A 24,390-nucleotide genomic window follows, 5' to 3' on the forward strand; every position below is an offset into this window, starting at 1 on the left:
GTGCACCTAAAATCGTTGACTCTCAAGGGATTTAAGTCCTTTGCGTCTGCAACGACCATGAAATTCGAGCCCGGCATTTGTGCTGTGGTGGGGCCGAACGGCTCGGGCAAGTCCAATGTGGTTGACGCATTGGCTTGGGTGATGGGGGAGCAGGGTGCGAAAAATTTGCGCGGCGGTAAGATGCAGGACGTCATCTTTGCGGGCGCGGGTGATCGTAAGCCACTGGGTCGCGCGGAGGTTACCCTCACTTTTGACAATTCAGACGGTCACCTGCCGATTGATTACACCGAGGTCGGAATTACGCGCCGCATGTTCCGCGACGGTGCTAGTGAGTACGAGATTAACGGTTCTAAAGCGCGTTTGATGGATATCCAGGAGTTGCTCAGCGATTCCGGGATCGGCCGCGAAATGCACATTATTGTGGGCCAAGGTAAGTTAAGCGAGATCTTGGATTCGAAGCCGGAGGAGCGCCGCGCCTATATCGAAGAGGCTGCGGGTGTGCTTAAGCACCGCCGTCGGAAAGAGAAGGCACAACGCAAACTTACTGGTATGCAGGCCAATCTCGATCGCCTGCAGGATTTGACCGACGAGTTGGGCAAGCAGCTCAAGCCTCTCGCCCGCCAAGCGGAAGCAGCCCAGCGAGCCGCATCGGTGCAGGCCACGCTTCGCGACGCTCGCCTGAAGCTCGCCGCACACCAGGTGGTGGAGTTGCGCGCCAAACTTAACGACGCGGCCCGCAACGCTGAGCTGTTGGCGCAGCAGGTCGAGTCTGTCACTGTCCAGCTGGAGGAGTTCACTGCAGCCCAGGAGGCGATCGAGGCTCAACAGCAGGAGGTCACCCCGCGGGCGGAGCAGGCCCAGCAACTCTGGTTCCAACTGTCTACGCTGGCGGAACGTGTCAGTGCGACCGTGCGTATCGCCACGGAGCGTGCCTCTAATGTGGGTGCGCAGGTTGCTTATTCTGGCCCGGACCCTGATGATTTGCTCGCGCGCGCCACTATCGCCGACGAGCAGTACCAGGAAGCACTGCTGGTGGCGGAGGAAGCTGCGGAACGTCTCGAGGCCATCCGCGAGGAGGTTGCCGCACGACAAGAGGCCGCCGATGCCGCTGAGGCTGAGCATATGGCCCAGGTTCGTGCGATCGCCGACCGTCGCGAGGGCGTGGTCCGCCTGCTTGCCCAGGAGGAGTCGCAGGCGGGGGCGGTTCAGGCGGCTGAGGATGAGATCGCGCGCCTGAATGAAACGCTGGAGGAGACCCGTGCGCGCACGATGACGGCCGACCGCGAAGCGTCCGAGGTGGGGGCCAAGCTTCAGGAGCTTCACGACGATCGCGCCCCGCTCCACGACACTCATATTCGGGCGGCTGCCGAATCAGACGCGGCTGATAAACGCCTGGATCAGCTGCGTGATGCTCAGCGTGAGCGGGAGCGTGCTGTGTATTCTTTGGAGTCGCGCATTTCCACCCTGGAGGAATCTGCCCCGACTGCCAGCGGCACTGAAGCCCTCGGCAGCGATTATGGTCCTCTTGCCGGTTTGGTCCGCGCCGAGAAAGGTGTGGAGAAGGCCCTGGCTGTGGCTTTAGGGCAGTACTCGGAGGCGGTGGCTGGTGTGGTAGATCAGTCGGTCGTCGATAAGCTCGCCGGCGCGTCGCGCACCATCGTCATCGATACAGCGGGTGGGCGTAGCTGGCGGCTTGACGGGACACTGCCCGCGGGAACGTCTTGGTTGTTGGACCACGCCACGCTAGCTGACGCCGTCACCGGCCCGGTTACTCGTCTGCTGGCAGACGTGGTACTTGCCGACGATCTCACTCAGGCACGCGCAGTAGTGGAGGATGACCCGCGCCTGCGAGCTGTCACACCGGAGGGGGTGCTTGTTGGCGAGGGGTGGGTCGCTGTGGGCAGCGGGCAGACCAGCACCGTGGAGGTGACAGCCCAGATTGAGGTGGCAGGCGAGGAGCTGGCTACAGCACGCGCCGAGCTAGAGGAGCTATCGGGCACCTTGGAGGGCGCGAAACTTGCCGCTGAGGATGCGCGGGTAGCGGCGGCGTCGGCACGCGCGGCACTTAACGAACATGACGCGAATGTCGAGGCGTGGCAGCGTGACCACCAACGCTTGCTCAAACAGTATGAGGCCAACAAAGCTGAGCACGAGCGCGCTGCGGAGCGAGCCACCGAGGCGGAGGTGCGTTTAAATCGCCGGAGGGAAGAGTTGGCGGTAACCCGTGATCGCTTGTCGCGCGTTGAAGATTCGGACGGCCCTGAAGAGGCATCGACGGAAGGCCGCGATGAGGCTTTAGCAGCCTTGGCGCAGGTTAAGTCTATGGAGCTGGAGGCGACGTTGCAGTGGCGCACTGCAACCCAGAATGCGGAGCAGATTGCAGGAAAGGGCGATGGGCTACGCCGTCAGGCTGAGCACGAGCGCCAGGCGAAGGCTCGTCATGAGGCGGCGATGGCGCGTCGGAAAGCGCAAGCTGAACTAGCGCAGACCGTGGCGGGACATGCCCGCGATTTGGTTGCACGCACCGACGACGCGCTTGCTCGTGCCACCGCCTCCCGCGATGAGTTATCTGCGCAGGTTAAGTCCTTGCAGGTGCAGCATTCCCAGGCTCGCGACAAGGTAAACGCCACACGCCAGCAACTGTCGCGGTTGACTGATAATGCCCACGCGTCCGACATTGCGCAGTCGCAGGCGCAGGTGCGTATCGACGAGGCCGAAGCGAAGATCACCGAGCAGTTGGGCATCGCGATTGTTGACCTTCTTGAGGGCTACACCCCGGGTGAAGATTTCGACAAGGCTGAGGAAACGAAACGGCTGAAGCAGGCCGAGAAAGATCTGACTTCTCTGGGAAAGGTCAATCCGTTAGCGCTTGAGGAGTATAAGGCGTTGGAGGAGCGCTACAGTTTCCTGTCAACCCAGCTTGCTGATGTTGTGCAGGCACGTAAAGATCTCTCTGGTGTCATTGAGGAGGTGGACGCGCAGATCTTACAGCTGTTCACCGACGCGTGGAACGATGTTGAGACCGAGTTTCCCAAAGTTTTCAACACCTTGTTCCCGGGTGGTGAGGCCCGCTTGCTGCTTACTGACCCCGATGACATGCTTACCACCGGCATCGAAATTGAGGCCCGTCCACCGGGTAAGAAGGTCAAAAGATTGTCACTGCTGTCTGGTGGCGAAAAATCTTTGACAGCGTTGGCACTGCTTGTGGCAATCTTTCGTGCTAGGCCCTCGCCGTTTTACGTTCTCGATGAGGTTGAAGCAGCACTTGACGACGTCAACCTGCGCCGCCTGATTGCCTTGCTCGAAGAGCTCCGTGAAGATTCTCAGCTGATAGTGATCACCCACCAGAAGCCCACGATGGATGTGGCGAATGTGCTCTACGGCGTGACTATGCGTGGCGACGGGGTCACACGTGTGATTTCTCAGCGTATGAGTCCGGCGCCCAGTACTGCCACTGTGACGTAAACTTGATATTTGCACTTTCGTGTTGCGATGCGGTTGGTTAGGTAAGTTTTTGGGCAGGTGATTGTGTAACTGCCGAATTTCTGCATCTCCTAGTGCAGCCTAGCGCGGTCTGGTGAGGCCTTCGCTATTAGTGCTAGAAGGGACAAACCTGGCACTATGGATGGTATGAATATGAATCTTCTTTGGATAATCATCGCCATTGTCGTCGTACTGCTCATTATCGTGGGCATCGTTGTCGTCGTTGGTAATAACCGTAAGAAGTCTAAGACTGTCTCTTTTAAGAAGAATGAGGAGCAGCCTAAGGAGCTCACCCAACAGGAGAAATCCGGCAATTATCAGGCTAAGGGAGGGTTCAACTTTGCTCCCGCGAATGCTCCCGAAAAGCAGCCAGAGCCCGTCCAGCCACGCCGCGTGGACAAGCCAACAGAAACAGTTGCTCCTGCAGAAAAGGAACCTGAGTTTGAGCTCACGCATGACGCGGCCGAGGCGGTTGAAGAGCTTAACGACGATGAGGCACCCAAGGTAGATGAGGAGCAGGAACAGCAGGACGCGCCACTGTTTCAAGACCTAGCGGAGGAACACGCTGAGGATCCGGACAATGATGTGGATGTGGAAAAGCGTGTTGAGCAATTCGAGGCCACCGAAGCGGAAACTCCCACCCCGGAAGAAGAAGCGCAGGAAGCTGCCGATATCGCGCAGGTAACCGCTGAGGTTGCGGACCAGGCGCGCGAGCAAACCCCCGCCCCCGAGGGGGAGCCGGCTCCGGCACAGGAACCCCTTGATGATATTGAACCGGTGGCAGGTCGGATCGGCCGTTTGCGTGGCCGTTTGTCGCGTTCGCAGAATGCGATCGGTCAGGGACTGCTGGGTATTTTGACTGCGGGTGATCTGGATGAGGACGCCTGGGAAGAAATCGAAGACACCCTCATCATGGCTGATCTAGGCGCGGATTTGACGATGCGCGTGACAGATCAGTTGCGAGAAAAGATCGCTGAACGTGGTGTGGGCAGTGAAGATGAAGCTCGCGCGATGCTGCGTGAGACGTTGGTTGAGGCGGGGCGGCCCGAAATGGACCGTTCGATTAAGGCGATGCCTGTCGACGGCAAACCAGCCGTGATCTTGGTTGTGGGCGTAAACGGGACTGGTAAGACCACCACCACTGGCAAGCTGGGACGCGTGTTGGTCTCCATGGGCCACCGCGTGCTGTTTGGCGCAGCGGATACGTTCCGTGCTGCAGCGGCAGATCAGCTGGAGACGTGGGGTCGACGCGTTGGCGCAATCACGGTGCGCGGCAAGGAGGGCGCAGATCCAGCTGCGGTCGCTTTCGATGCTGTGGCTAGGGGAGTGCAGGAGCAGGCCGACGTGGTAGTGATCGACACCGCGGGCCGTCTGCACACCTCGACTGGTCTGATGGATCAGCTGGGTAAAGTCAAGCGCGTTGTGGAAAAGAAGTCGCAGGTTGACGAAGTCCTGCTCGTGCTGGACGCTACCGTGGGCCAAAATGGACTGACGCAGGCGCGGATTTTCCGTGATGTTGTGGATATCACCGGTGTGGTGCTGACCAAGCTGGATGGTACCGCCAAGGGTGGCATTGTGTTCCAGGTGCAGGAAGAGTTGGGGGTTCCCGTCAAGCTCGTTGGTTTAGGTGAGGGTGCTGATGATTTGGCTCCGTTCGAGGTCGAGGGTTTTGTCGACGCGTTGCTTGGCTAAACTCGCTTTTCGACGAAACCCTGTGAGAGCCCCGTGGAAAGCAATGTGACCGTGGGGGTGGTCACGCGCTAGGCTAGGAGCGTTACCTATTAGCTACTTAAGGGAGTGTTGAAGCGTGTTCGAGTCACTGTCCGACCGCCTCCAAACAGCTTTGTCGGGATTGCGCGGCAAGGGCAAGCTCACCGAGGCGGACATTAATGCTACTGCCCGGGAAATTCGCATCGCATTACTGGAAGCCGACGTGTCTCTGACCGTCGTTCGCTCCTTCATTAAGCGAGTCAAGGAACGTGCTCTCGGCGCGGACGTTTCTGAAGCACTTAATCCTGCGCAGCAGGTGATCAAGATTGTCGACGAAGAATTGACTGCCATCTTGGGTGGTGAGACGCGTCGACTGAACTTTGCTAAGAACCCGCCGACGGTGATCATGCTTGCTGGTCTGCAGGGGGCGGGTAAGACCACCCTCGCCGGTAAGCTCGCGCGCCATTTGGAGAAGCAGGGGCACACCCCGATGCTGGTTGCCTGTGACTTGCAGCGCCCTGGTGCGGTGCAGCAGTTACAGATCGTCGGTGAGCGCGCCAGTGTGAAAACATTTGCACCAGATCCGGGCACGTCGGTAGATTCGCACGCCCACGAAATGGGCACCTCACATGGTGACCCAGTTGCTGTCGCACAGGCAGGCCTGGAAGAGGCGAAGCGTGCGCAGCATGACGTGGTGATCATCGATACCGCGGGACGTTTGGGTATTGATGAAACCCTGATGACACAGGCCCGCAACATTCGCGATGCAGTCAACCCAGATGAGGTGCTGTTTGTCATCGACGCGATGATTGGCCAGGACGCCGTCACCACGGCTCAGGCCTTCGCTGAGGGGGTGGACTTTACCGGCGTTGTACTAACCAAGCTCGATGGCGATGCCCGTGGCGGTGCGGCACTGTCGATCCGTGAGGTCACAGGCAAGCCAATCCTATTTGCTTCCAACGGTGAGAAGCTGGATGACTTCGATGTCTTCCACCCAGATCGCATGGCCAGCCGGATCCTTGGCATGGGGGATGTCCTCTCGCTGATTGAGCAGGCTGAGTCCGTTATGGACCAGGAAAAGGCCACTGACGCGGCCATGAAGATTGGCACCGGTGAGCTCACTCTGGAAGACTTCCTCGACCAGCTGTTGATGATCCGCCGTATGGGCCCCATCGGCAATCTGTTAAAGATGATGCCCGGTGGTAAGCAGATGAACGAGATGGCTGACATGGTCGATGAGAAACAGATCGATCGCATTCAGGCCATTATTCGTGGCATGACTCCAGCGGAACGCCAGGATCCCAAGATTTTGAATGCTTCGCGGCGCAAGCGGATCGCCAATGGCTCCGGCGTTGAAGTCTCTGAGGTTAATCAGCTCGTGGAGCGCTTCTTCGAAGCCAAGAAAATGATGAGCAAAATGGCTAATCAGATGGGCATGCCAGGCATGCCAGGAATGCGTCGTTCTGCCACTAAAAAGAAGCCGAAAGGCCGCAGGGGTAAAAACGGTAAGCGCAAGCCAGTGAAGAACCGTCGCGGCAGAGGTGGTGGCATGCCGAACATGGCTGAAATGCAGAAGCTCGCTCAGCAAATGGAGCAGGGCGGAGGAATGCCGGGACAAGCCATGCCACCTATGCCAAAGGGCATGGAAAATATTGACCTTAATAATTTGGACTTCAGCGAAGCCATGAAGCGGATGAACAAGGGTAAGTAACTAGTTCATGAATCGCGTCACCCCTCACTGCACTGCGTACTGCATGCCGTTCCATAACACCTCCTCGGTGGAGGCTGCGAACTGGTTGGAGATGTGGTTGGTGTCTCGGTAGACGTAGATATTGCCGATAATCGGTGAGCAGTAATCGGCGGTGCAGAACCAATCGGCGGTGTCGATCGCGGTCACATGGTTAAGGTCAGCGACGATCTCCTGGGCTGGGTCGACAGGAGCGTACACATCGTCGCGGTGCATTGAACACACCCTTTCATCTTTGGTGCGGATCAGGCAATGGTTCGGGTCCTCGGGCAGTTTTTCCGCATCGAAGAACCAGGGGTTATCGCGCAGTCCCAAAAATGGGATGGCGTGCTCGTCGAGTGCCTGCCAGAAACCGATATAGCCTGCCGGTACAAAGTCCGGGCCATGGCCGAACTCACCCTCGGGCCGCGTCGATGTAGAAACGACTAAGTCCGGATCAAGCTCAACGATGCGTTGGAAGGCATTCTCGCTCCACGCGGCGCATTCAGGCAGGACTCCGGTGTCGTCGCCAAGCATTATCGGGCACTGTTGGCGAACAAACGGGATGACTCGGAAATTGTGCTGCCAGCCCAGGCTGTCCAGCGGTATGCCATAGGGCTCAGCGTGGGAGCCACCCACAAGGACCACGGTAGCCTCAGCGTCCGGGTTGCCGTAGATACATTCATCACCACGAAATTCGTCGGCAGAATCATGCATGCCGATCATGCAGCCGTCTCCGCCGATCGGAGGGTACATCCCTGCGATGAGGGTGGGGTCTGGCTTCGGCTTCACATCAGGGATATCGGCCCCGAACTGTGCCATCACGCCGGGGTAGCGCGCAGGGTCAAGGCGCTTGCTCGCATCTTCGGTGACGGAGTCCCAGACCGGTTGTACCGCCACAATCGCCCCCATGAGAGCAGCGACAACCACGCCACCTGCAGCACGTTTGCGTCCGGTTGGAAGCTTCAGGCTGAGCTGGGCATCACGTATTGGCTTTTCGACGAGCGTCGGGCGCTTGCGATGCTGTTTTAGAGGCTCTTCCACCCACCGGTGAGTCACGTGCGCCAACAGTAGCGACGCTGCGACCACGAGGGTGCCCAACCAGACTGGAGGAGTCTCATGGCCTGTCATAGCAGTGGTAATTATCAGCATCGGCCAGTGCCACAAATACAGCGAGTAGGCGATACGTCCAAGCCACGTCGCCGGCCTCGACGACAAAACGCGGGAGATCGGGTGGTCGCCCGCGGATGTGATCACCAGCACCGCACCCACCAATGGCAGTAATGCAACGGGGCCAGGGAAAGCCAGCGAGGTGGGCACCACTATGCCCGTGATCGTGATCATGACAACGCCTAATCCCGCTGTCCATGCAGCAAACTTTGACGGAATAGTGAGGCGGTGGGCCACAATGGCGAGCAAGCCGCCGAGTGTCATTTCCCACATGCGTGAGAAGGTGGAGTAGTAGTTGTCGGCCGTACCAATAAGGCCGTGGCGTGACGCCCACGCGAAAGAGAGGAGTGTCGCCACGAGCAGGATGATTACTACCGTCCGGCGTACAATCTCCGGCGGGGTATGAAAGCGGCGAATCCACCACGCCACACCGAGGGCAAACACGATACCGAGCAGGTAAAACTGGCCCTGCACGCTCATGGACCACAAATGCTGCAGCGGGGACGTATCTACGCTGGCGGCCGAGTAGGCTGCATCCTGGGCCATGAGCTGCCAGTTCAGGTAATAGAACGCGGCAGCGGTGAATTGTTGGGTGAGTTCCGGAGTCAGCAGCTCCGGAGCAAGTGTCAAAACCGCAATAACCGTGGCAATAAGAGTCACAGCAAGCGCCGGGAGAAGCCGGCGAGCAGTCCTCCAGATTGGCCACCACGGATTGAGGCTGGCGTGGCGTCGTAACGCGTAACGTAGTTGGGAACCTAGAAAGAAGAAACCTGACAGGAGCAGAAACACGTCAACACCGCCCGAGACCCGGCCGACGTAGACGTGAAACAGAACTACCAACGCAATGGCGTAACCGCGCAGACCATCGAGATCATGCCGGTACGTGGGCTTGCGCTGTGCGGAAGTCATAGCACCACCCGTTAAAGCTGGAAGAAAACGTCCTCCAGACTGTAGCGCGAAAAGCGGGTAGGACCTAAGTGCGGCCCACCCCTGCCAAACTTATGATTGATTCTGAGGGTGATGCTAGGGTGATGGTTGCCACGCGCTCAGAGATGCCAGCGGTTTGGAAAGTGCAGTACCAATCCACTAGGATTATTCGGGTTGTGTGCTCGTCGTCAAGCGCGCAATGCACTGCGTCAGCGCCGATTACGGGTATGTCCCGCCGGTCGTGTCACGCGCAGGTAAAAACCAGGGGCTGAACCGGCCTGCCGAATCCGCGGCGGGTGACTGAACTGCCCAGTGACCGTAAGGAAAAATTATGGCTGTCAAGATCAAGTTGCAGCGTGTGGGTAAGATCCGCAACGCACAGTACCGTGTTGTCATTGCAGACGCACGCACCCGCCGCGATGGCAAGGTCATCGAGAACATCGGCATCTATCACCCAAAGGAAGAGCCATCGCTCATCCAGATCGACTCCGAGCGCGCACAGTACTGGCTGGGCGTTGGCGCACAGCCAACCGAGCCTGTTGCAGCTTTGCTGAAGGTCACCGGTGATTGGCAGAAGCACAAGGGCGAGGCTGGCGCAGAAGGCACTCTCAAGACCGCTGAAGAAAAGCCATCCAAGCTCGACCTGTTCAACCAGGCTCTGGAGGAGGCCAACAACGGCCCAACCGCCGAAGCGATCACCGAAAAGCGCAAGAAGGCGAAGGAAGAAGCAGAGGCGAAGGCTGCTGCTGAGGCTGAGGCTGAAAAGAAGGCAGAGGAAGAAGCGGCAGCTGAGGCAGAGGCCCCAGCTGAGGCAGAGGCCCCAGCTGAGGAAGCTGAAGAGAAGGACGCGCAGTAAAAACTCTGTCGTTTTCCTGACCCCGTACCACACTGTGGTGCGGGGTATCTTTAAATCCATGGAGCAATGGGACATTTACGACGAGAACCGCAATCGCACCGGAAAAATCGTCGATGCTGGCGCCGAACATGGTGAAGGAGAGTTTCACCTTGTAGTCACGCTGTGCCTGTTCGATCACCAAGACCGGATGCTGATCCAGCGCCGCTCGGAAGATAAAGCTCTGTGGCCGGGGCTGTGGGATGTGACCGTTGGCGGGTCTGCCATCGCAGGCGAAAATTCACGCGAGGCGATACAGCGGGAAACTCGTGAAGAACTAGGCCTTGATCTCGAACTTGGCAGGCCAGCATTCACCGTGAACTACGCCCAAGGCTTTGACGATGTGTATGTGCTGCGTCACAACGTAGACATTGAAGAACTTGCGGTGCCCAACCAGGAAGTAGCAGAGGTGCGCTGGGTGGGGTACCACAAGGTGATCGAACTGATGCGAGCCGGACAATTTTTGCCCTACCGCGAATCAGTGATGCGGTTCGTGTGGGACTTCGTTGATAGGCCTGATGTGTTTCATGAGTCGTGCCGGTAAGCACGAGTCTGGGACAAGGTAGAATCAGCGCTCATGGAATTACAGATCGGCCGTGTGGTCAAATCCCACGGCATCAAGGGTGAAGTGGTCGTGGACCCCACTACGGATGTGCCGGAAATCCGGTTTGCTATCGACGAGGTGCTCGCCGGGAAGCAAACCGGCAAAGAGCACGAACTTACCGTGGAAACTGTGCGTCCGCACAAAGGGCGCCTGTTGATCAAGTTCCGGGAAGTGCCAGACCGCAATGTTGCCGAAACCCTGCGTGGCACAGTGTTCTTCGCACCTCCCCGCGAAGAAGAAGATGACGATGGTTTTTATGACCACGAGCTGATCGGGTTGAAAGTGGTGCGCGACGGAGAGGACATCGGTGAAATTACCGGTGTCATGCACACACCGGGCCGTCAGATACTCGAGGTCGCCTACGAAGGCCGAGAAGTGCTCGTGCCATTCGTGTACGACATCGTGCCCGAGGTCGACCTCGAAGAAGGTATCGCTGTGGTCACCCCTCCGGAGGGACTGTTCGAACTTTAGCGAACTGGGCCCACACTCAAAATTGATACATCCGGGTTGTCACAGCCTGTGAGACCTGGAATGGGGACATACACCGAGTTTGTGTTCGCCGGTGGGAATACGCGCAGGCCATCGGCCTCGGTGGGGGAGCAGATGGCTTCGTCGTAAGCGCCTGCCTGGGAGACAGTGACGGTGGCGGTTGCAGAATCACCCTTATTGAGCGCGACATAATCTGTTCCCGCCGGTTCGCGATTGGCTGGCGCACCGATCTGGCGGCCCACACCATCACCAATAATACTGACACCGGGAAAGCCGATCATCTCACACTTGCGGCCTGTGTTGGTGAACTCCACTTCGAAGATGCGCGAGCCGGCAGCGCCTTGCTCATTAGCTAGCACCACTTCGAGATTCTCCGTAATGCACGCGCCCTTGTCCGTGCCGGAGGCGAGGTCTTCCTCGCGGTTGCCGGTGGTTTCAGGTGCCATCTCAGGCGCCGGAGACTCGCTGGGCAAATCATTCTGCAGCACCTCAGGTGGTGCTGTTGGCATAGGCGCCGGCGCGGCAGATTCTGAGCCCGAGCCGCAGGCGACAAGGACAGCTGCGATGGTAGCAGTGGCGGTGAGAGGGACAAGGCGATTCAACTTCGGCATGGCCCCTAGTATCGTAGAAGAGGTGACTCAATTGGCGCTACGACTCGATATCATCACCATCTTTCCCGAATACCTCGAACCGCTCCGCCATGCCCTGCTGGGCAAGGCCATTGAGGAAGGAATCCTCGAAGTCGGCGTGCACAACCTGCGTGATTGGGCAACTGATCGCCACAAATCTGTCGACGATACTCCGCTGGGTGGCGGGCCCGGCATGGTGATGAAACCCGAGGTGTGGGGCCCGGCGCTCGACGATATCGCTGCAGGCAGAGTGGGGTACGAGTTGTCGTCGGCAAGCAAGCACCGTAATGACCGGCTGCGCCACGACGAAGTCCACGGCACCCAAGCACGCCCTTATGCTGCTATTGGCGAGGATCGTTCTAAGCCACTGCTTTTAGTACCCACTCCGGCAGGCACGCCATTTACGCAGGCCGATGCGCAGGCGTGGTCGCGCGAAAACCACATTGTGGTGGCGTGCGGGCGTTACGAAGGCATTGACCAGCGCGTATTCGAGGATGCCGAGAAGCGCTACCGGGTACGTGAAGTCTCCATCGGCGATTACGTGCTGATCGGTGGGGAAGTAGCAGCCCTAGTGATCGCGGAGGCCGTAACTCGGCTGATCCCCGGTGTGCTGGGCAATACTGCCAGCCACGAGCAGGATTCGTTTTCGGATGGGTTGCTTGAGGGCCCGAGCTACACCAAGCCGCGGGTGTGGCGCGGGCTCGAAGCCCCTGAGGTGCTGCTGAGCGGAAATCACACCAAGATTGAGCGGTGGCGGCGCGACCAATCGCTGCTTCGGACTAAGTCTGTTCGCCCCGAGCTGATCGATGAAAGCACCCTGACCAAGGAGGACCTGTTTGCCTTGAACGCCCGCGACATTGCTACTGATTTGAATGTGCTGATCACCGCAGCCGAGTGGGAACGTGCGGCGGGGCAGATGCCGAAGAAGCTACGCAAAGCAGGCTTTGAACCGCGCGAGATTCACGCTGAGCAGGTGGATCTGAGCTGTGAGCCGGACAATATGCTGGTCGCCCAGTTCGAGCAGGCGGAAGGGCACGTGCCGGTGGCCGAATCTTTGTACCGAGTGGTGGTTAATGGGCGCAGCGCGCTAGACCTGCGCGATGCCACAAAAGCAGTGGTTGCGGCGTTGCCTGCCGGAACGTACTGGTATGGCACTACCGATGAGGGGTACAAGGAGCCAGGTGTCACTGCTGCCTGCGCATGGAACCACCGAGAATAAAGCCGGAAATGAGGCGAGTCGTGGGCCTTGTGGCAGCCATCAATAGGGCAGTGGTGCATCCGCTAGAATCACATGAATGACATTTATTGCCCGCACCATCGCAGAAGAACTAGGTATCAAAGATACGCAGGTCCAGGCAGCGCTGAGCCTGCTTGCTGAAGGTAATACTGTGCCGTTTATCTCCCGCTACCGTAAGGAGGCTACCGGCGGGCTTGACGACGCCCAACTGCGACACATTGAGGAGCGCACTACGTACCTCGTCGAACTCGCCGAGCGTAAACAAACGATCCTTGAGGCTATTGAAGAGCAGGGAAAGCTAACCGATGAGTTGCGCGCGCTCATCGAGGCCTGCGACACCAAATCCCGCTTGGAGGATCTTTACTTGCCGTTTAAGAAGCGCCGCAAGACGAAGGCGGATATCGCACGTGAGGCGGGTATTGAGCCGCTGACGGATTCGCTTATCGACGATCCCTCTGCCGATCCTGAAACGCTCGCCGAGGGGTACATCGCGGAAGGCTTTGCTGACATAAAGGCGGTGCTGGACGGTGCGCGCGCGATTCTCATCGACCGGTTTGCCCTCGACGCTGACTTGGTCGGCGAGGTGCGCGAGGAGATGTACAAGACCGGAACCATGCGTGCCACTGTCGTCGAAGGTAAAGAGCAAGAAGGTGCGAAGTTCAAGGACTACTTCGACTTCAATGAGGCCTTCACTTCGCTGCCCTCGCACCGCATTCTCGCGCTGCTGCGCGGCGAGAAAGAAGGTGTGCTCACCCTGAATCTGGATCCCGGCGATGACGCGATCTATGAGCAGAAGATCGCAGACCGCTTTGAGCTGGACACTAAGACCTCTGAGTGGTTAGCCCAGGCGGTGCGGTGGGGCTGGCGCACAAAGCTGCTGGTGTCCTCGGGCCTGGATACGCGCATGCGCCTCAAAGAAAAGGCGGAGCAGGGCGCGCTGGAGATCTTCGCTACGAATTTACGCGACGTGTTGCTGGCAGCACCGGCCGGCCAGCGCGCCACCTTGGCGCTGGACCCTGGCTATCGCAACGGCGTGAAGTGCGCCGCGGTGGATGAGACCGGAAAGGTGCTGGCCACTACTATCGTGTATCCGCACCAGCCACAAAACCAGTGGGCCCAGGCGGTGCAAGAGCTTTCGACGCTCGCGGCTGCGCACGGTGTAGAACTCATCGCGATTGGCAACGGCAGGGCGAGCCGTGAGTCAGAGAAGTTGGCAGGAGAAGTCGCAGACCTGATTGAGAAAGCTGGGGGAGTTCGACCCACCCCTGTCGTCGTCAGCGAATCCGGTGCGTCGGTGTATTCGGCCAGCGAGATCGCGGCTCAAGAATTTCCCGACATGGATGTCTCGCTGCGTTCCGCAGTGTCTATCGCTCGTCGCCTACAGGACCCACTAGCGGAGCTGGTCAAGGTGGATCCAAAGTCGATCGGTGTGGGCCAGTATCAGCACGACGTGAACCAAACAGCACTGGCGAAAACACTCGATGATGTGGTTGAGGATGCCGTGAATGCCGTGGGCGTGGATCTCAATACCGCGTCGGTGCCTTTGCTAGAGCGTGTTGCCGGCATCTCCAACACCCTGGCAAAAAATATTGTGGCCTACCGCGACGACAACGGCAGTTTTGCAACACGCAAGGAGCTATGCAAGGTGCCACGCTTGGGCCCGAAAGCGTTCGAGCAGTGCGCTGGATTCCTGCGTATTAATGGTGGCAGCCAGCCGCTGGACGGGTCGGCAGTTCACCCAGAGGCGTACCCTGTCGTCGAAAAGATCGCTTCCAGTACCGGCCTGAATGTCGATGAATTGATCGGCAACACGCGTGTGCTGGAGAAACTCAAGCCCGCGGACTTCGCAGACGATACTTTCGGCGTGCCAACCGTCACTGATATTATTGCCGAGCTGGACAAACCAGGCCGCGATCCGCGCCCCGAGTTTAAGACAGCCACGTTCAAGGAAGGTGTCAACAAGGTCTCGGACTTGACCCCTGGCATGATTCTAGAAGGCACCGTGACCAACGTTGCCGCTTTCGGCGCGTTCGTAGATGTCGGTGTGCACCAAGACGGTCTCGTTCACGTCTCCGCGATGAGCACTACTTTTGTTAAAGACCCGCACGACGTTGTGCGCTCTGGTGAAGTGGTCAAGGTGAAAGTGATGGACGTTGACGTTGAACGTCAGCGCATCGGGTTGAGCCTGCGCCTTGACGACGAACCTGGCGCGCCGGCTCGCGCCGCCGCAGCTAGGAGGAAGGGCGCGAAGAAGAAGAAGGCGCCCGCAAAGCGTCGGTCTGGCGGTTCCGCCGGCTCTGGCAGTATGGCGGATGCGCTGCGCAAGGCTGGATTTGGCCAGTAGGCCTGGTCTGTGGCACAATATTCGCTTGTACTTTGTAGCTGATATGAACCGGCACGAGCGCCCCGCGCGGGAGAAGCCGCCAGGATCCTCTATCCAGAATTGAAAAGGATTGCTTCAATGAGCAACGGCATAATCGACAAGATTGATGCAGCCCAGCTGCGCGACGACATCCCAGACTTCCGCCCGGGCGACACCCTGGACGTTAACGTGAAGGTCATCGAGGGTTCCACCATCCGTACCCAGCTGTTCAAGGGTGTGTGCATCCGCCGCCAGGGCGACGGTATCCGCGAGACTTTCACCGTACGCAAGATCTCTTTCGGTATCGGTGTGGAGCGTACTTTCCCAGTGCACTCTCCAAACATCGAGTCGATCAAGGTAGACCGCCGTGGCAAGGTTCGTCGCGCGAAGCTGTACTACATGCGCGATCTGCGCGGCAAGGCAGCGCGTATTAAAGAACGCCGCTAGTCTGAGGACGCTTTTCGAGGAGCGCCCCCGCCACACTGTCAGATTCTTGGCAGGTGCCGGGGGCGCTTTTTCTGAACCAGGCTGCTAAAGTAGCCCCTTGTGACCACTTCAACTAACGCGGCATCTGAGGATCCGAACCAGGAAGAGCAAGAAGAAAAAACTACCCCGTGGTATATCGAAATTCCACTGGTAATTGTTGTGACCTTCGCGATCATCTTCGTGCTGCAGGCGTTTGTGGGGCGTATTTATTTAATCCCGTCGGCATCAATGGAGCCCACCCTACACGGCTGTGAGGGCTGCACTGGGGACCGGATTTTCGTCGAAAAGGTCTCGTACTACTTCAGCGAACCGAAAGCCGGTGATGTTGTGGTGTTCGAGGGCACTGATTCGTGGAACCAGGGGTTTGTTTCCCAGCGCAGTGACAATGGTGTGGTTCGCGGCTTGCAGAAACTGGGGTCTTATGTGGGTTTGGTGGCTCCTGATGAGAATAATCTGGTCAAACGCATTGTGGCTACCGGTGGGCAGACGGTGTCGTGCCAGGAAGGCGATCCGGCGGTGATGGTTGATGGGCAGGCGATTGACCAGTCTTACACACTGCAGCCCCCCACCTACCCGGTCAATCCTGAGACTGGGTCGCAGGCCTGCGGTGGTGACTACTTCGGCCCTATCCAGGTGCCGGAAGATCACTACTTCATGATGGGCGATAATCGCACTAACTCGCTGGACTCGCGCTACCACATTGGTGACCCACACCAGGGGGCGATCCCGGAGGAGAATCTGCGCGGTAAAGTGCAGCTGATTATCCTGCCTCTCGGTCGTTTCGGGGCGGTTGAAGACCCGGATATCCAGCAGTAGCGTGCGTCGGCTACAGCAGCTGCGCACCTATGAGGTTGCACTGTCGAAAGCGGGACTCGGTCCTGCCGCAGGGATCGACGAGGCTGGCCGTGGTGCTTGTTTCGGCCCAATCACGATTGCGGCCTGCATCCTGCCGGACCGCGTGATCCCGGAGCTTGACCGGCTGACCGATTCGAAAAAGCTCACCGCGAAGCGTCGCGATGAACTTTTTGATGTGATCGTTAAATGCGCAACCGCCTTCAACGTGGTACATATCAGCGCAGCAACAATTGACGCCCGTGGAATCCAGAATGCCAACCTGGACGGGGCACGCAGGGCGGTAGCGGGCTTGCGTGTGCGGCCCGGCTACGTGCTTATCGACGCTTTCCATGTGCCTGGCCTTACTCAGCCTCAGCTGCCCATCGTAGGGGGTGATTACACTGCCCGTTGCATAGCAGCGGCAAGTGTGTTGGCGAAGGTGAGCCGGGATCGGCTCGTGGTCAAGCTCGCGCAAGATTATCCCGAGTATGGGCTGGATAAGCATAAGGGCTACGGCACAAAAGCCCATATGAATGCGGTGCGCCGCCACGGGGCAACGCCTTTGCATCGTTACACTTATGCCAACGTGGCTGCAGCCAACGCGATGTACCAAGAAGGAGTGCGTGCCCATGAGCGCTGAGGAACTGGATAACTACGAGGCAGAGGTTGAGCTGAGCCTTTATCGGGAGTATCGCGACGTGGTCAGCCAGTTTTCTTATGTGGTGGAAACAGATCGCCGTTTCTACCTAGCCAACGCCGTGGAGCTGATCCCGCACACTGAGGGCAAGGATGTCTACTACGAGGTGCGCATGTCCGATGCGTGGGTGTGGGACATGTACCGTGCCGTGCGCTTCGTGCGCTACGTGCGCGTCATTACGTACAAAGATGTCAATATCGAAGAACTTGATAAGCCTGACCTTATTTTCCCCGATGATTAGATAGCCTTTCTCGGGATTTGCTCCGAAATCTGTGGATAAAAATGTTGTTTTCCACAGATTTCGGGCATTTTTTATGCGCTTATCGACGCCCACCTCACGGGCGTGGATGATGAGGGTGTACCAACATTCATTCTCAGGGGGAAACAATGACGACTACTCGGATGTCGTTGGCGCGTCGTGGGGAACAGGCCGCCGCCGACTTTTATGAACGCCGCGGGGCAACCGTACTTGCGCGCAACGTGTACTACACCTTCGGTGAACTTGACCTGATTGTGAGAGAAACCGATGGAACGGTGGTGTTCGTAGAGGTAAAGACCAGGTCCGGATTAGGTTTCGGCAACGCTGAATCCGTCACCCAGCGCAAGTTGGACAGAATGCGTCGGGCAGCATTGCGATGGCTGATGGATAAGCCGTATGCGCCGGTGCGATTCGACGTGCTGGCACTGAACGTGGTGGGGGATACCTTCGCGGTAGAGCTATTCGAAGGGGTGGACAATGGCGCTTGCTAGAACGTATTCCGCCACCGTGGAAGGGGTGGTAGCACACCCAGTGATGGTAGAAGCCAACATCGGAAACGGGCTACCCGGCATGTTCATTGTGGGGTTGGCAGGCGCGGCGGTTAAAGAGTCGCGAGACCGGATCCGCACGGCCGTAAGTAACGCGCGTCTACCGTGGCCAAAGACGAAAATCACCGTGTCGCTGTCGCCTGCGAATCTGCCCAAGGCGGGCTCCCACTTTGACCTACCGGTAGCCGTCGCGGTGCTCAGCACCTTTATTCCAGAACTCGTTCCTGTACTGGAACGCACCCTTTTGGCCGGGGAGCTCGGCCTCGACGGGCGGCTGCGACCCGTCGACGGTGTGCTGCCCATGCTGCTCGCCGACGCACCCGTAGACTATAAGATTATTCCGCGCGCCAATGCTGACGAAGCCGCACTTTTAGGTGATCGCTCCATCCTGGTTGCCGATGATCTTGCTGAGGTGTGGGGGTGGGCACAAAACCAGTGCGAGCTGGCCGCCGCTATAGATGTGGCGGGACCACGCCCCGCCGCACCCGCGTGCGCTGACTTCGCGGACATCGCGGGCCAAACTTCAGCGAAGTGGGCACTCGAAGTGGCTGCTGCTGGAGGTCACCACGTATTTATGACAGGCCCACCCGGCTCCGGAAAATCAATGTTGGCAGCACGCATGCCGTCGATCCTGCCCCCGCTGAGCACGACACAGATGGTCGAGGCAACGGCCGTGCACTCGGTGGCAACAGAGACCGCCTCGGAAGTGATCACACACGCACCGTATGTAGCGCCGCACCCAGCCATCACAAAAGCTGCACTGATCGGCGGTGGTAGCGGGCGTCCCATGCCCGGCGCGGTCAGTCTTGCCCACCACGGCGTGTTATTCCTCGACGAGGTCAGTGAGATACCGGCAGCCGTGCTCGATGGGTTGCGGGTGCCACTCGAGGAAGGTTGTGTGCGCTTGTCGCGGGCACAAAGAGAGGTAGTATTTCCCGCCCAATTTCAGCTGGTAATGGCCGCAAATCCATGCCGGTGTGGGGCGGCTGATTGGAAAGGGTGTACGTGTACGTCCCGCCAGCGCACCACCTATTTAAGCAATCTGTCAGGGCCGTTGCGTGATCGTGTCGACATTTCTGTGCAGACCAGCGGGGACACCGCGGTGCTCCACGCACATGGTTCCGAGCCATCACGTGCGATCGCCGACCGAGTAGCTGCAGCTCATGAACGTAGCCGGGCTCGGTGGTCCACGGCAGGGCTAGGGGATATCAACAATGCAACGGTTTCGGGAGCCAGGCTGCGCCGGGACTTCCCAGCAACCGAGGCGGGGATGGCGATGTTGGGTGCCTACCTAGCTGCAGGTGATCTCACCCAGCGCGGAGTGGACAAGACAATGAAGGTGGCGTGGACTTTGGCGGATCTGGACAACGCGACGCAACCCGATCTTGATCATGTCGCGCGAGCAGCAGAGCTCCGCGACGTTCCAGGCGGGCAGGTGGCAGCATGACATCGCTTCTCACCTGGGCATACCTCAAAAGTGTGGTCGATGGGCCATCCCAGAACCTGCAAAGCCTGCTCCGCGCACAGCGCAGCCCAGAAGAAATCGTCGCCGGCATTAAAAACCGGGAAAGCTGGATCGGGCCCCTCTATGACGAAACTGCCACACGCTACCGCGCCAGCCCACACCAGATGTTGGAGGAGGCAGACCGTGAAGGGTTTGAGCTTCTTACTCCGGACGATAACCGGTGGCCACGTGCAGAATTTACCACCGCGTTTCAGGCGGCTGCACAGGATGCAACGATTAATCAGAAAACATCGGTTGGCGAACTGACTCTACCGCACGGGTTGTGGGTGCGTGGTAACACCAACTTAGGGCAGTTGGCTGCTCGGTCAGTGGCCATCGTCGGCACGCGTACCATCACCGACTACGGCAAGGCCGTCACACGCGGAATCGCAGAAGACGTAGCGGCACACCAGTACACCATCATCTCCGGAGGGGCGCTAGGCGTGGATACGCAGGCGCACACCGTGGCACTAGAACGAGGCACGCCCACCGTAGTGGTGATGGCGGGTGGGCCTGGCTACGTCTACCCGCGGCACAACACTGATTTGTTCGAGCGGATAGTGGAAGCAGGTGGGGCCTTGCTCACCGAATACTATCCCCGCAGTTCTGTGCAGAGGTACCGGTTTTTGGAACGTAACCGGCTGGTAGCAGCACTGTCACAGGGGACAGTAGTGACCCAAGCTGGGTACCGTTCGGGAGCATTGAATACGTTGACGCGGGCGCAGCAATTTGCCCGAGTGGCGATGGCAGTGCCGGGTCCGATCACTGACATCAGTTCCGCAGGGTGCAATGTGCGGATCCGTAACCATCAAGTTATTCCCATCGCCGATGTGCGAGAAGTGCATGCCAATATCGCAGCGGTAGGCACCGTTGATATGGATGAGCAGCTGGAACTGGAGTTTGAAGCTACCCCTGTCCAGCAACTTTCACGTAATGAGCTGCGTGTTTATGATGCCATGCCCGCGCCGGGTGGAACCCACCTGACCGCCGAGGAGATCGCGGCGAAGAGTAATCTGCCGGTCGCCCTCACAGTGCATTTGCTGGTGGATCTGGCTAAGCGTGGCCTTGTAATCCGGGAAGGCAGTCTCTGGCAACGGGTATAGTAATGAAACGTGAGTGACAGGAGTGAAATTACCCAAGTCGGCGAAGCCATCGAAGACTTCGCCGACTACCTACGCTTCGTCCAGAGCCGTTCCGAGGCCACCGTACGCGCCTACCGCTCAGACCTTGCAACACTGACTGAGTATGCGCCGACCTTCCGATCATTGTCGTTGACTACGCTTCGTTCATGGCTTGCCGACGCCGTGCACCAAGGCTTAGCACGCACTACGCTTGCCCGCCGCACCGCAGCAGCCCGGTCATTTTCCACCTGGGCGTACAACCACGGACACATAAACTCTGATGTTGCGGCACGACTTGCCACCCCGAAAATCAACCGACACCTACCCACAGTAGTTAACGCGGAACGTGCTAAAGACATTGTCCAGGCCCCCGACGTCTTAGCCCCCGACCAGGCGGGCCCAGAACAGTTGCGCGACCAGGCGATGCTAGAAACGCTGTACGCCACCGGCATGCGAGTGGCAGAACTCGTCGGACTTGATATCGACGATATCGACCTCAAACGCCAGCAAGCCCGCGTGACAGGTAAGGGCAACAAACAACGCGTAGTTCCCTTCGGTACACAGGCCACATCAGCACTTCGCGCCTGGATCGAGGGTGCCCGCGACGACCTGGCCTCGGACACCGACGCGCTTTTCGTCGGGGTTCGTGGTGGGCGCATTAATCAACGTCAAGTCCGCCGCATCGTCGAGCGCGCTGGACAACGAGCAGGTGTGAGCGAACTCACCCCGCACGAACTGCGTCACTCCGCCGCTACCCATTTACTTGAAGGTGGGGCCGATCTGCGCGTGGTCCAGGAGTTGCTCGGCCATTCATCCTTACAGACCACCCAAATTTACACCCACGTTTCGGCGCAGCGGCTTAAAGAGGTCTACGCGCGGGCGCATCCACGGGCTTAAGGCGAATCACTGGTTCGTCGAGAAGTGACAACGGATTGATATACGTATCTCGCGCGATCAACGCACCCCAATGCAAACCAGGGTAACCATCGGTTGCGTGACCCAGCCGCCCAATCACATCACCTGCGGATACCGGCTCGCCCTCGTCGAGAAGTGAATGCACAGGCTGATAGGTCGTGCGTATCCCATCTGCGTGGTCGATGGAAATTACCGGCGTGCCAGCGACCACCCCACGAAAAGCGACGATGCCATCCTCAGCTGCGAGGACGTCGGCGCCGACGGCAAGCTCGAGGTCGACCCCACGGTGGCCGGGAAGCCAATTTTTCTCTGGGATGTCGGCGCCGCGCAACACCCTGCCGGCCGACGTTTCGCCTGTGGTGGGATCGATATAAGCCCAGGCGAGGGGAGAAGACAAAAGGACAGTGGCAATCAGCAGCAGTGCGCTGAGCGAAAAGCGAATGTGGTTCATAGCTGTATCGTCGCAAAACCGAAGCAACGTCGCAGGCAGGTACCCGATAATCTGTGGATGAAATAAGCCCTGTGGATAACGGTGCCTTTTCGTTTGGCCGAAAGTGTGCCAAGGGTCTACACTAGGCAACAGCAGTGTGTCTACAGCCTTTCGGGGCTACTCGGCCCGCTGACTACGCGCGACGATTCACCGTGGTTATCACGGCGCTATCTTCGACAACGGTCCCAGCTGAGCTGGGTGTTGAAGTGGCTCGTCGCTAGGGCGCAGGATAAAAACCTGTGCATTGACATGTAACCGAACTGATTTTACTCCGAAGGAGAGCTTCCCATGGCAGTTGTAACCATGCGCGAACTCCTCGACGCTGGTGTGCACTTTGGCCACCAGACCCGTCGCTGGAACCCGAAGATGCGTCGCTTCATCTTCACTGACCGTAACGGCATCTACATCATTGACCTGCAGCAGACGCTGACCTACATCGACGAGGCTTACGAATTCGTCAAGGAAACCGTCGCACACGGTGGCACCATCTTGTTCGTCGGAACTAAGAAGCAGGCTCAGGAAGCAGTACAGGAAGAGGCAGACCGCGTTGGTATGCCATACGTCAACCACCGCTGGCTCGGCGGCATGCTGACCAACTTCCAAACCGTGTCCAAGCGTCTGCGCCGCATGAAGGAACTGCAGGCAATGGACGCAGCCGAAGACGGCTACGCAGGTCGCGGCAAGAAGGAAGTCCTGATGCTGAACCGCGAGCGCACCAAGCTGGAGCGCGTCCTGGGCGGTATCTCCGACATGACCAAGGTGCCTTCCGCCCTGTGGATCGTGGACACCAACAAAGAACACATCGCAGTCGCAGAGGCTGAAAAGCTGCGTATCCCAGTTGTCGCAATCCTGGATACCAACTGTGACCCAGACGTGGTGAACTTCCCAATCCCGGGCAACGACGACGCAATTCGGTCCGTCAAGGTTCTCACCCACGTCATCGGTGAGGCGGTTATCGCTGGTAAGCAGGCGCGCGAAGAGCGCCAGCTAGCGGCTGCTCGTGAGCAGGCTGGCGACACCGATGAGAAAGCAGCCAACGACGCATCTGCTGCAGCAGAGGCTTCCGAGAACTCTGAGGCAGCCGAGACTGCCGAGGCGCCAGCCCAGGTAGAAGAGACCAAGGCTGAAGAGTCGAAGGCTGAGGAAAAGACCGAGGCTTAACACCGCGCTTTCAGTAACGATTATCACCCCTCGTGCCCTGCGCCACGTCCGATCACAATCAGGGCGCACGTCAGGTTCACCGGGGGTGTAGTCGTTTTTGACATGCCAGTGCACTGGCAGTCGACTAGTCTTTTTACAAGATCAACAACTGATACTGATCACGATTTAACGAGGAGGATCGCCCACTATGGCGAACTACACCGCTGCTGATGTTAAGAAGCTCCGCGAGATGACCGGCTCCGGCATGATGGACTGCAAGAAGGCTCTGGAAGAATCCGGTGGCGACTTCGACAAGGCTGTCGAAATCTTGCGCGTCCAAGGTGCAAAAGACGTGGGTAAGCGCGCAGAGCGCAACGCTCTCGAAGGTCTGATCGCAGTCTCCGGTAACACCATGATCGAGGTGAATGCCGAGACTGACTTCGTGGCTAAAAACCAGGAGTTCAAGGATGTCGCAGGCAAGATCGCTGATGCCGCCGCAGCAGTGAAGGCAAACTCTCAAGAGGAGCTCGCAAACGCTGACGTCGACGGCAAGACCGCACACGACGTCCTGCAGGAACTGTCCGCAAAGATTGGCGAGAAGCTGGAGCTGCGTCGCGCAGTCACCGTCGAAGGCGACAAGACCCACAAGTACCTACACCAGCGCTCTGCTGATCTGCCCCCAGCTGTTGGTGTTTTGGTTGCCTACACCGGCGAGGGCGAGAAGGCTGATGAGGCCGCTCACCAGGTCGCTTTGCAGATCGCGGCCATGAAAGCCCGCTACCTCACCCGTGACCAGGTTCCTGCCGACGTTGTGGAGAAAGAGCGCGCTGTTCAGGAAGAGATCACCCGCAACGAGGGCAAACCGGAAGCCGCGATCGACAAGATCGTCGAGGGTCGCGTTGGCGCATTCTTCAAGGACATCGTCCTGCTGGAGCAGCCTGCACTGGCTGACTCCAAGAAGACCACCAAGCAGTTCTGCGAAGAAAACGGTGTGGAAATCACTGACTTCGCTCGCTTCGAGGTTGGTCAGCAGTAAATCGCTGTAACTCTTAAGCCCCCGGCAGCTTTTCTTTAGAAGGCTTTCCCGGGGGTTTTGGTGTCAAAAGCAACGCAAAGCGTGATCATTCGGTTTGAAACAAATCTAGCAAGAGTGGCAGCTCGAGATTG

The 24,390-nt window shown here is 58.5% G+C and carries 21 protein-coding genes; 18 read left to right on the plus strand and 3 right to left on the minus strand.

Features of this window, described 5'->3' with window-relative positions; translation table 11 throughout:
* From smc to ffh, 3 genes are all read left to right on the plus strand, one after another.
* On the plus strand, window positions 1–3,465 hold the full coding sequence (gene smc / locus CKV99_RS03915) for a chromosome segregation protein SMC (RefSeq protein ID WP_092254697.1): 3,465 nt from the start codon (window positions 1–3) through the stop codon (window positions 3,463–3,465).
* Between the two features lie 165 nt (window positions 3,466–3,630).
* Window positions 3,631–5,175: a signal recognition particle-docking protein FtsY gene (gene ftsY, locus CKV99_RS03920; protein WP_092255645.1), complete on the plus strand. Its 1,545-nt coding sequence runs from the start codon at window positions 3,631–3,633 to the stop codon at window positions 5,173–5,175.
* A 115-nt stretch (window positions 5,176–5,290) separates the two neighbouring features.
* Complete coding sequence (gene ffh / locus CKV99_RS03925) at window positions 5,291–6,904, plus strand: signal recognition particle protein (protein WP_092254700.1); 1,614 nt, start codon at window positions 5,291–5,293, stop codon at window positions 6,902–6,904.
* Between the two features lie 24 nt (window positions 6,905–6,928).
* Here ffh and CKV99_RS03930 read toward each other — a convergent pair whose 3' ends face one another.
* On the minus strand, window positions 6,929–8,998 hold the full coding sequence (locus tag CKV99_RS03930) for an acyltransferase family protein (protein ID WP_092254703.1): 2,070 nt from the start codon (window positions 8,996–8,998) through the stop codon (window positions 6,929–6,931).
* Between the two features lie 349 nt (window positions 8,999–9,347).
* Here CKV99_RS03930 and rpsP point away from each other — a divergent pair, with 349 nt between their 5' ends.
* Genes rpsP through rimM form a run of 3 tightly spaced genes read left to right on the plus strand, consistent with a single transcriptional unit; the run spans window position 9,348 to window position 10,983 of the window.
* Window positions 9,348–9,872, plus strand: a complete 525-nt coding sequence (gene rpsP, locus CKV99_RS03935) for a 30S ribosomal protein S16 (RefSeq protein ID WP_092254706.1) — start codon at window positions 9,348–9,350, stop codon at window positions 9,870–9,872.
* A gap of 58 nt (window positions 9,873–9,930) precedes the next feature.
* On the plus strand, window positions 9,931–10,452 hold the full coding sequence (locus CKV99_RS03940; protein ID WP_092254708.1) for an NUDIX hydrolase: 522 nt from the start codon (window positions 9,931–9,933) through the stop codon (window positions 10,450–10,452).
* 33 nt (window positions 10,453–10,485) lie between these two features.
* Entirely contained in the window at window positions 10,486–10,983 is a 498-nt protein-coding gene (rimM, locus tag CKV99_RS03945; RefSeq protein ID WP_092254712.1) for a ribosome maturation factor RimM, read from the plus strand.
* Here rimM and CKV99_RS03950 read toward each other — a convergent pair.
* Window positions 10,980–11,612 (minus strand): DUF4232 domain-containing protein, encoded by a 633-nt coding sequence (locus tag CKV99_RS03950; RefSeq protein WP_092254715.1) that lies wholly within the window; start codon window positions 11,610–11,612, stop codon window positions 10,980–10,982. The genes rimM and CKV99_RS03950 overlap by 4 nt on opposite strands.
* Here CKV99_RS03950 and trmD point away from each other — a divergent pair.
* The 10 genes from trmD to xerA all read left to right on the plus strand — a co-directional run bounded on the left by trmD (window position 11,611) and on the right by xerA (window position 21,575).
* Complete coding sequence (trmD, locus tag CKV99_RS03955; protein WP_092254718.1) at window positions 11,611–12,849, plus strand: tRNA (guanosine(37)-N1)-methyltransferase TrmD; 1,239 nt, start codon at window positions 11,611–11,613, stop codon at window positions 12,847–12,849. The genes CKV99_RS03950 and trmD overlap by 2 nt on opposite strands.
* Before the next feature lie 76 nt (window positions 12,850–12,925).
* Window positions 12,926–15,211: a Tex family protein gene (locus CKV99_RS03960; RefSeq protein ID WP_092254721.1), complete on the plus strand. Its 2,286-nt coding sequence runs from the start codon at window positions 12,926–12,928 to the stop codon at window positions 15,209–15,211.
* Between the two features lie 117 nt (window positions 15,212–15,328).
* The gene (gene rplS / locus CKV99_RS03965) at window positions 15,329–15,676 is read left to right on the plus strand and encodes a 50S ribosomal protein L19 (protein ID WP_092254724.1); all 348 of its coding nucleotides are present in this window, start codon (window positions 15,329–15,331) and stop codon (window positions 15,674–15,676) included.
* A 99-nt stretch (window positions 15,677–15,775) separates the two neighbouring features.
* Window positions 15,776–16,531 (plus strand): signal peptidase I, encoded by a 756-nt coding sequence (gene lepB, locus CKV99_RS03970; RefSeq protein ID WP_092254727.1) that lies wholly within the window; start codon window positions 15,776–15,778, stop codon window positions 16,529–16,531.
* Between the two features lies 1 nt (window position 16,532).
* On the plus strand, window positions 16,533–17,189 hold the full coding sequence (locus tag CKV99_RS03975; RefSeq protein WP_092254730.1) for a ribonuclease HII: 657 nt from the start codon (window positions 16,533–16,535) through the stop codon (window positions 17,187–17,189).
* Window positions 17,179–17,487, plus strand: coding sequence for a DUF2469 domain-containing protein (locus CKV99_RS03980; RefSeq protein ID WP_092254733.1), 309 nt, complete (start codon window positions 17,179–17,181; stop codon window positions 17,485–17,487). Before CKV99_RS03975 ends, CKV99_RS03980 begins: the two co-directional genes overlap by 11 nt.
* Before the next feature lie 146 nt (window positions 17,488–17,633).
* Complete coding sequence (locus tag CKV99_RS03985) at window positions 17,634–17,996, plus strand: YraN family protein (protein WP_092254736.1); 363 nt, start codon at window positions 17,634–17,636, stop codon at window positions 17,994–17,996.
* On the plus strand, window positions 17,983–19,500 hold the full coding sequence (locus CKV99_RS03990) for a YifB family Mg chelatase-like AAA ATPase (protein WP_092254738.1): 1,518 nt from the start codon (window positions 17,983–17,985) through the stop codon (window positions 19,498–19,500). Before CKV99_RS03985 ends, CKV99_RS03990 begins: the two co-directional genes overlap by 14 nt.
* Window positions 19,497–20,660: a DNA-processing protein DprA gene (locus CKV99_RS03995; protein WP_092254741.1), complete on the plus strand. Its 1,164-nt coding sequence runs from the start codon at window positions 19,497–19,499 to the stop codon at window positions 20,658–20,660. The genes CKV99_RS03990 and CKV99_RS03995 overlap by 4 nt, the downstream gene beginning before the upstream one ends.
* Before the next feature lie 9 nt (window positions 20,661–20,669).
* A complete protein-coding gene (gene xerA / locus CKV99_RS04000) occupies window positions 20,670–21,575 on the plus strand; it encodes a site-specific tyrosine recombinase/integron integrase (protein ID WP_092254744.1) in 906 nt (301 codons plus the stop codon).
* Here the strand turns inward: xerA and CKV99_RS04005 are convergent.
* Window positions 21,538–22,044 (minus strand): M23 family metallopeptidase, encoded by a 507-nt coding sequence (locus CKV99_RS04005; protein ID WP_092254747.1) that lies wholly within the window; start codon window positions 22,042–22,044, stop codon window positions 21,538–21,540. The genes xerA and CKV99_RS04005 overlap by 38 nt on opposite strands.
* A 327-nt stretch (window positions 22,045–22,371) precedes the next feature.
* On the opposite strand from CKV99_RS04005, the gene rpsB reads away from it, so the two are divergent.
* A complete protein-coding gene (gene rpsB / locus CKV99_RS04010) occupies window positions 22,372–23,244 on the plus strand; it encodes a 30S ribosomal protein S2 (RefSeq protein WP_092254750.1) in 873 nt (290 codons plus the stop codon).
* A 187-nt stretch (window positions 23,245–23,431) separates the two neighbouring features.
* Window positions 23,432–24,259, plus strand: coding sequence for a translation elongation factor Ts (gene tsf / locus CKV99_RS04015; RefSeq protein ID WP_092254753.1), 828 nt, complete (start codon window positions 23,432–23,434; stop codon window positions 24,257–24,259).
* Window positions 24,260–24,390 lie beyond the last annotated feature (131 nt).

Origin of the sequence: Corynebacterium cystitidis, assembly GCF_900187295.1 — a bacterium.
In the GTDB taxonomy this organism is placed as follows: domain Bacteria; phylum Actinomycetota; class Actinomycetes; order Mycobacteriales; family Mycobacteriaceae; genus Corynebacterium; species Corynebacterium cystitidis.